Source organism: Caballeronia sp. M23-90 (assembly GCF_053574605.1).
In genome coordinates this window covers 23,309-30,430 of the sequence record NZ_JBSIPA010000027.1, presented here as the reverse complement: position 1 = coordinate 30,430, position 7,122 = coordinate 23,309, and the positions used below count along the sequence as shown (strand labels likewise).

Below are 7,122 nucleotides of genomic sequence, written 5' to 3'. Positions count from 1 at the left end.
TTATCGGAACTTGTTTCATCTTGCGGCGCTTTACCAGGGGCGCGATTTGCGGCCGACGCTCGGGCTCGACTCGTTGATTGCAGCGGCGGCCGGCGAGACGTTTGGTCTCGATCCGGCGCGGGTCAGAGCAACGCTGTTCAATCAGAAAGCTGCAAGCCCGATGTCGACGCGGCTGCTTCGGACCTGAGTTTCTCAAGCGTTCTAAAAGTCTTAAGTTCTTAATGAACATTTAGATGCCGTGCCACGGGCGACCAAGCGCCGCCAATCGCACGGCATCTTTTTTTGTTGTGCCTTCATTTTTTGAAGTAACATTCGGTCACGGTTGCCTGATTCATCCATTTCCACTTTTCCGGGAGCCGCCATGTCTGCATCGAACTATGAGCAACACAACACCGCGCTGTTGATCGTCGATCCGTACAACGACTTCATGACCGAGGGCGGCAAGCTCTTCAACGCGATCAAGGAGACCGCCGACGCGTCGCACATGTTCGACAATCTCCGCCAGATCATCCCCACGGTGCGGGCAGCAGGCATTCAGGTTTTTATCGTTCCGCATCACCGCTCGCATCCCGGCGACTTCGATCATTGGCAGCACATCAACATGTTCCAGCAGGCGGGACTGCCGACCAAGGCGTTCGAAGTCGGCACGTGGGGCGGCGAGTTCAATCCGGAATTCGGTCCGCAACCAGGCGATGTCGTCATCAAGGAACACTGGGCGCAAAGCGGCTTCGCCAATACGGATCTCGACCTGCAACTCAAGCAGAATGGCATCCAGAAGATCATCCTTGTCGGCCTGATCGCGAATAGCTGTATTGAGTCCACGGGCCGTTTCGGCATGGAGCTCGGCTATCATGTGACGCTCGTAAAAGACGCGACCGCTGCATTCAGCCATGCGGGAATGGTCGCGGCGCAAACCAACGCCCCCATGTTCGCGCACGCTATATTGACGACTGACGAGTTGTTATCGAAGCTGCCAGTGCATGTTGCGTGAACCCGATTGTTTGATAGCGGAGAGAAAGGATGAGTTGGGACCAGGTTTGCGAAAGTGTCTGCCCCATCGCGCGCTCGTTGAGCGTGGTGGGTGACCGCTGGACCCTGCTCATTCTGCGCGAACTGAGCATGGGCTCGCGGCGCTTCGAGGAAATCCAGGCGCAGACGGGCATGTCGTCGTTTTTGTTGTCGACACGACTGAAGCGCCTCGAGAAGGACGGCGTGATCGAGCGGCGCCTGTATAACGAACGGCCGCCGCGTTACGAGTATCACGCAACGGCCAAAGGCAAGGATCTAGATGAAGTCCTGCTCCTGCTTCGTGCGTGGCAAATGAAGTGGGACGACCCGCAAGGCAAGGCGGAACCGGCGGTGCATCTGGTGCATAAGCGCAGCAAGAAGGTTGTCGATGCATCGTGGCGGCCGACTCCAGGCAGCAAGCCGTTTTCTTTCGACGATACCCACGCGACCATCAGCCCTGCCTTTGCGGCGGAAAGGGAAGAAAGGAAAGCGGCGTTCCTGGCGGCACGGCGCAGCGGCGATTCGTGAACGGTCTGGCGCGCTGCCGTAAAAAGCCGCACTGATTTACGGCGGTCACGCCGATCAATTTTATACAAGCGTACAGATCAGGTTTTCACTAAGCTCACGAGTTTGAAGCGCACCCCTTGCCGCCGCAGAAAGGACCGACTCGTGAATCAGCAAGCTGTATCGACACACAAAGAACCCGCCCTCGGCTTCTCGAGCGACAACATCGCCGGAGCTTCGCCGGAAGTGATTGAAGCCATGGTGGACTGCAACACGGGCCAGTCAACGCCTTACGGCGGCGATGCGCTCACGGCGCGCGTCGAACGCAAGCTTGCCGAACTGTTCGAGCGCGACGTGGATGTGTTTCTCGTGCCTACTGGAACGACGGCAAACGCGTTGTGCCTCGCGGCCATGACGCCGCCCTGGGGCAGCGTCTTTTGCCACCCGTCGAGCCATGTCAACAATGACGAATGCGGCGCGCCCGAGTTTTATACGAACGGCGCGAAGTTGATTTCTGTCGACGGGCCGTCCGCGAAGATCGACCCCGTGAACCTGCGCAAGGCCGCGAACGTCAAGGTCGGCGACGTCCACGTGACGCAGCCTTCGTGCGTCAGCATCACGCAAGCTACGGAAGTGGGCAGCATCTACAGCCTCGATGAAATCCGCGAACTGGGCGACCTGTGCCGCGCATCCTCGATCGGCCTGCACATGGACGGTTCGCGCTTTGCGAATGCACTCGTCTCGCTCGACTGCACGCCTGCGGAAATGACATGGAAAGCAGGCGTCGACGCGCTGTCTTTTGGCGCAACAAAAAATGGTGTTCCATGCGCTGAAGCCATCGTTTTGTTCGATAAAAAACTGGCCGCCGAGATGGGTTACCGGCGCAAGCGCGCCGGCCATCTGTTCTCCAAGATGCGCTTTCTTTCGGCGCAGATGGACGCGTATCTGACCGATGATCTATGGCTGCGCAACGCACGCCAGGCAAACGACACCGCCCGGCGCCTTCAGGACGGCATCAAGGACCTGGAGGGCGTGGAGATCTTCGGCGCGCCGCAAGCGAACATTCTCTTCTGCCGCTTGCCGGCAGCGGTCATTGAAGGGCTTCTGGCAGCGGGGTTCGTGTTCTACCACAACCGATGGGAACCGGGCGTGGTGCGCTTCGTGACGTCGTTCGCGACGACCACTGAAGACGTCGATAACCTGATCGCCAACGTCGCGCGGCTTGCCGGATAAAACCGCATGAAGCGTATCAATAGCGCGATGGCGCCACGCCGAATGCACGCCGGAACGCGCGGTTGAAATGGCTCTGATCGTAGAAACCGACGTCCTGCGCGACATCGGCAATGCTTCGCGACGTTGCATGCAGAATGGATGCGGCCTGTTCAAGCCGCAACCGCACGAGCCACGCGTGCGGCGTCATGCCAACGGTCTGCCTGAACAGCTTGAGGAAATGAAATCGCTCCAACCCACAAAGCGCAGCGAGTTCATCCAGCGTGATCTTGTGCGCCAGATGCGCGTGGCAATAATCTTTCACGCGATGCCAGTCCTCGGCGCGCAACCTACCCTTGACCGACTGCGGCGCGACCACGCGCGATTGCGTGAACAAGCGGTCGAACAACGTCAGCCATTCCGATTGCAACGCCAGCGGCGACGCTACGGCACTTGCCTGCATCGTGCTGTGCAGGTTGATCAGACGCGCCGCCAGTCCGGCGTTTTCGAGGAGCGCGCCGGCAGGGGTCGGTTCGGCATTCGAGCCCAAGATTTCTTCGGCCACGGCGCCAAGAAGCTCGGGCGATAAACGAAAAGTCTTGAGCACATATGCGCCGTCGCCATACCGATCGCCATCGTGTATCTCGCCCGGCGGCATGAGCGAGATCCGTCCGGGCGCGAGAAATTCCGTATTGCCACGATGCCGCTGCCGCTGAACCCCCTCGGTCACCATGCCCACGTGGTAATCCAGATGATAATGACGCTCGAAGCGAAAATCCGAAAGACGCGCCTCACCAAGCACAAGACCGGGAGTCAAGTTGCTACGATGGTAGGCGACGCTATCTGGCATATTCCGATGGCTGAACGTGATTCGAAACCCGATTCTAGCGTCGATTCATGCAGCGGGCATTCCGACCGATTCAGCATAGGATTTGCCGCACGCCAGCTCATTGACGTATGAAATTAAAATCGGGCAATACCCCGTCCACGAAGCGCTGTTTCGAGAATGTTCGTCCGGCGCGATATGATCGGGAAATACGAGCGACGCTCGAAAGCCATCGTGATCGATTTTTGAACGACAAATAAGCGCCCCAGTCATGCCCAGCCGGGCGTAGGCAGAGTCTCGGCTGCGACTGGTGCATACCAGCAACTACAGGAACAACGGGTCACAAGCTTTGGATATTTTCTATTACTGGAAAGATTATGCGTCAGACATCAAGGAAGGGCGCATCGGGACATTGGGTTCAAACGGCGACAAGCTGGAGGGGATGAAGGAACGTCTCCCCCGCAAGGTCTGGACGTTTCTGACCCCAAAGACAATGAAGGGCAAGCTCCAGTTGATCGGCTCGTTCCTGGTGACAGATACGAAGCCCGAGAACTTCGTGCCCAAGTGGAAGCACAATCTTTTCTACGATGCCGCGTCCCCAAAAACGGTTCTTTATCCGGATTCGGGGACCCTCGAGCATATCGAGGAAATCAGCGACTTCATCAATACGCGCTTTCATCCGGCCGTTCGCGCGAGATTCCAGGGTGACAAGGCGCTGCTTGAAATGGAAGCCGATGTGGTGCGCGGCCTGGAAAAACTCGTCCAGAACTACGAGACCGTTCAGTTGATGGATGGCCTGAAGAAGTGACCGTCTGATCTCCCGCGGCCAGCGGCGCGCGGGAGTGATGACGTTTTTGCGAGCAATCCGAGCGGGAGAATCACGTGCCGGTCGACCAACCAGACGATCCATCTTCCTCGCGACGGGCAAACGACGCCTCATCAAGCAATGCGTTCCCGTTTGAAATAAGCGACGTTCACTTCCGCATGCTCGTCGATGCGGTCCAGGACTATGCGATCTTCATGCTCGATCGGCTCGGGCATGTGGTGAGCTGGAATCGCGGCGCGCAAAGTATCAAGGGTTATACGGCCGGCGAGATCGTGGGGCAGCACTTCTCCGTGTTCTATACGCCCGAGGACATCGCGATCCGCAAGCCCGAGACCGAACTGGCGCTTGCGGAGGCCGAGGACCGCATAGAAGACGAAGGCTGGCGCGTGCGCCAGGACGGGTCGCAATTCTGGGCAAACGTCACGATCACGGCAATACGCGCGCCCGATGGCGCGCTTCAAGGCTTCGCGAAAGTCACGCGCGACATGACCGACCGTCTCCGGCTGATCGATTTGCAGCACACCCGCGCATTGTCCGCGCATGTGCAGAGCGCCCGGGAGGAGGAACGGGCACGGATCGCGCGTGAACTGCATGACGACCTCGGCCAGCAACTGATCGCATTGAAAATGGATGTTGCGATGCTGGATCGGGTTTTATCGCATGGCACTGACGACTCGCGCCTGGCAAAACCACGCACGCATCTCGTGCAGGACAAGATCGATTCCATCATTGCGTCCACGCGGCGCCTAGCCGGCGGGTTACGGCCGTCCATGCTCGATGACCTGGGACTCGAAGCCGCGATCGAATGGCTTGCAGGCGAGTTTCGCGGCCGCTATCAACTGGTCATCTCGGTGAACAATCTGGCCGGTCCGCTGGATTTATCAGCGACGGCGGCGACAGCCGTTTTTCGCCTTGTGCAGGAAGCGCTGAACAACGTCACGCGTCATGCGCAAGCCACGTGGGTTCGCATCGAAATGCGCCTCACGCATGATCACCTGCAGCTCGATATTGAGGATAACGGCAAGGGCACGACGATCGGCCGGAACCGCAGCAAGGACAGCTTCGGACTTCTCGGCATGCAGGAACGCGTGCATGAATTGCAAGGACGGATTGCTTTTGAAAGCGCACCGTCCGACGGGTTTCGCATCCATGTCGAGCTGCCGCTCGACGTGGTCAACCGAAAGACGCAATGAGGCTTCAGTCCTCCAGCGGCGCGAGCGCTTCCACCGGCATCTTCCGCTCGCCGCCAATGTCGACCTTCGGCACGAACAACAAGAATCCCACCGCGAATAGTGCAATCACGAAGATCGAGACGAACGTCAGGTGCAGCGAGTCGTGCAGCACCTGACGTATCGCGTCCCCGCTGCCCATGCTCCCCGCCTGGTTCTGCAGCAACGCTTTCAATTGATCCGATGTCACCGCGGCCACGTCCTTTGAATGGCTCAACCCGAAGTTCAGGACCGCGCCGAACAAGGTCGCGCCGAGCGTGCTTCCCAGATTGCGCGAGAACAGGTTCGATGCCGTCGCGCTGCCGCGCTGCGCGACGTCTACGATCTCCTGGATCAGCATGAGCGAACTGACGCTGGACGTCCCCATGCCGAATCCCATGATCAACGACCCGAACGCGGCAATCAACGGCGAACTTCCCGGCGACAATGTCAGCAGGAACACGGCGCCGATCGGAATGAATGCGCTGCCTCCGACCAGGATGGGCCGCAAGCCAAAGCGATGCAACGACTTCGCGGCAAAGGTCGCGCCGGCGGGCCAGCCGACCATCATCATGGTGAGCGCGAGGCCTGCAATCACCGGCGAACGGTGCAACACGCCCTGCACGTACATGGGCAGGAACGTCGTCGAACCCATCAGGATCATGCCGGACAGTACCGTCGAGCCATTGCACGCGGCAATCGGGCGGCGGCTCCAGAGCGCGAATGAAATCATCGGTTCGGCCGCGCGTTTTTCCTGCATCAGGAAGAACAACAGGCACACCACGAACGCGCCGCCGGCCATGAATGCCTTGGCGATATCGTCGTCACCCGCGTAGGTCAGCGCCATCATCAACGAAGCAATGGTGACCATGAACAGCCCCGCGCCCGCGAAGTCGATGGACGGTTTTGCATGCCGTTCCGACTCGCGCAGGAACATGATGAAACCCGCCGCCGATAAAAGCCCGATCGGTACGTTCATCCAGAAGATCCACGCCCACGAGAAGTCGTGGATGATCAACCCGCCGACCATGGGTCCGACCACCGCTGAAATAGCCCAGACGCTGGCGAGATACCCCTGCACCTTGCCGCGTTCGCGTGCCGGGTAAAGATCCGCGACGATGGTCAGCGTGACCGGCTGGATCGCGCCTGCGCCTACGCCCTGGATCAGGCGGAACACGATCATGGCGGGCATGGACCACGCGAAGCCGGCGAGCACCGACCCGATCAGGAAAATCGCAATGCCGATGAGCGCAATCGGCTTGCGGCCGTAAAGATCGGCGAGCTTGCCGAAGATGACAGTCATTGCGGTCTGCGTCAGGAGGAACGACGAGAAGACCCAACTGTACAAATGCAGGTCGCCGAGTTGCGCGACGATCTGCGGCATGGCGGTGGAAACAATGGTGGCTTCAATGGCGACCATTGCCATTGATGCCATCACCGATGCAATGACTAACGGACGCGACGTCTGCTGGTTGCGGGGCATGAAGTTGTTGTAATGGGGAACGTGGAGCCGGCGCGGGGTCGTTGCCGCCGCGACGCGT

The 7,122-nt window shown here is 59.3% G+C and carries 7 protein-coding genes and 1 pseudogene; 6 read left to right on the top strand and 2 right to left on the bottom strand.

Features of this window, described 5'->3' with window-relative positions; genetic code table 11:
- The 4 genes and pseudogenes from ACRXB1_RS05135 to ACRXB1_RS05120 all read left to right on the top strand — a co-directional run.
- Positions 1-187 (top strand): annotated as a pseudogene (locus ACRXB1_RS05135) (hypothetical protein); the annotation flags it as partial.
- Positions 188-361: 174 nt separating this feature from the next.
- Positions 362-991, top strand: a complete 630-nt coding sequence (locus ACRXB1_RS05130; protein WP_449491338.1) for a cysteine hydrolase — start codon at positions 362-364, stop codon at positions 989-991.
- 29 nt (positions 992-1,020) lie between these two features.
- On the top strand, positions 1,021-1,536 hold the full coding sequence (locus tag ACRXB1_RS05125; protein WP_449491337.1) for a winged helix-turn-helix transcriptional regulator: 516 nt from the start codon (positions 1,021-1,023) through the stop codon (positions 1,534-1,536).
- A 141-nt stretch (positions 1,537-1,677) separates the two neighbouring features.
- Positions 1,678-2,745, top strand: coding sequence for a threonine aldolase family protein (locus ACRXB1_RS05120; protein ID WP_449491336.1), 1,068 nt, complete (start codon positions 1,678-1,680; stop codon positions 2,743-2,745).
- Between the two features lie 16 nt (positions 2,746-2,761).
- Here ACRXB1_RS05120 and ACRXB1_RS05115 read toward each other — a convergent pair whose 3' ends face one another.
- Entirely contained in the window at positions 2,762-3,571 is an 810-nt protein-coding gene (locus tag ACRXB1_RS05115; RefSeq protein WP_449491335.1) for an AraC family transcriptional regulator, read from the bottom strand.
- A 286-nt stretch (positions 3,572-3,857) separates the two neighbouring features.
- Between ACRXB1_RS05115 and ACRXB1_RS05110 the strand changes: the two genes are divergently transcribed.
- Both ACRXB1_RS05110 and ACRXB1_RS05105 read left to right on the top strand, forming a co-directional pair.
- Positions 3,858-4,355 (top strand): hypothetical protein, encoded by a 498-nt coding sequence (locus ACRXB1_RS05110; RefSeq protein WP_231941511.1) that lies wholly within the window; start codon positions 3,858-3,860, stop codon positions 4,353-4,355.
- A 74-nt stretch (positions 4,356-4,429) separates the two neighbouring features.
- A complete protein-coding gene (locus ACRXB1_RS05105; RefSeq protein WP_449491334.1) occupies positions 4,430-5,566 on the top strand; it encodes a PAS domain-containing sensor histidine kinase in 1,137 nt (378 codons plus the stop codon).
- Positions 5,567-5,570: 4 nt separating this feature from the next.
- Here the strand turns inward: ACRXB1_RS05105 and ACRXB1_RS05100 are convergent, their stop codons facing one another.
- Positions 5,571-7,064: an MDR family MFS transporter gene (locus tag ACRXB1_RS05100; protein WP_449491333.1), complete on the bottom strand. Its 1,494-nt coding sequence runs from the start codon at positions 7,062-7,064 to the stop codon at positions 5,571-5,573.
- Between the last annotated feature and the right edge of the window lie 58 nt (positions 7,065-7,122).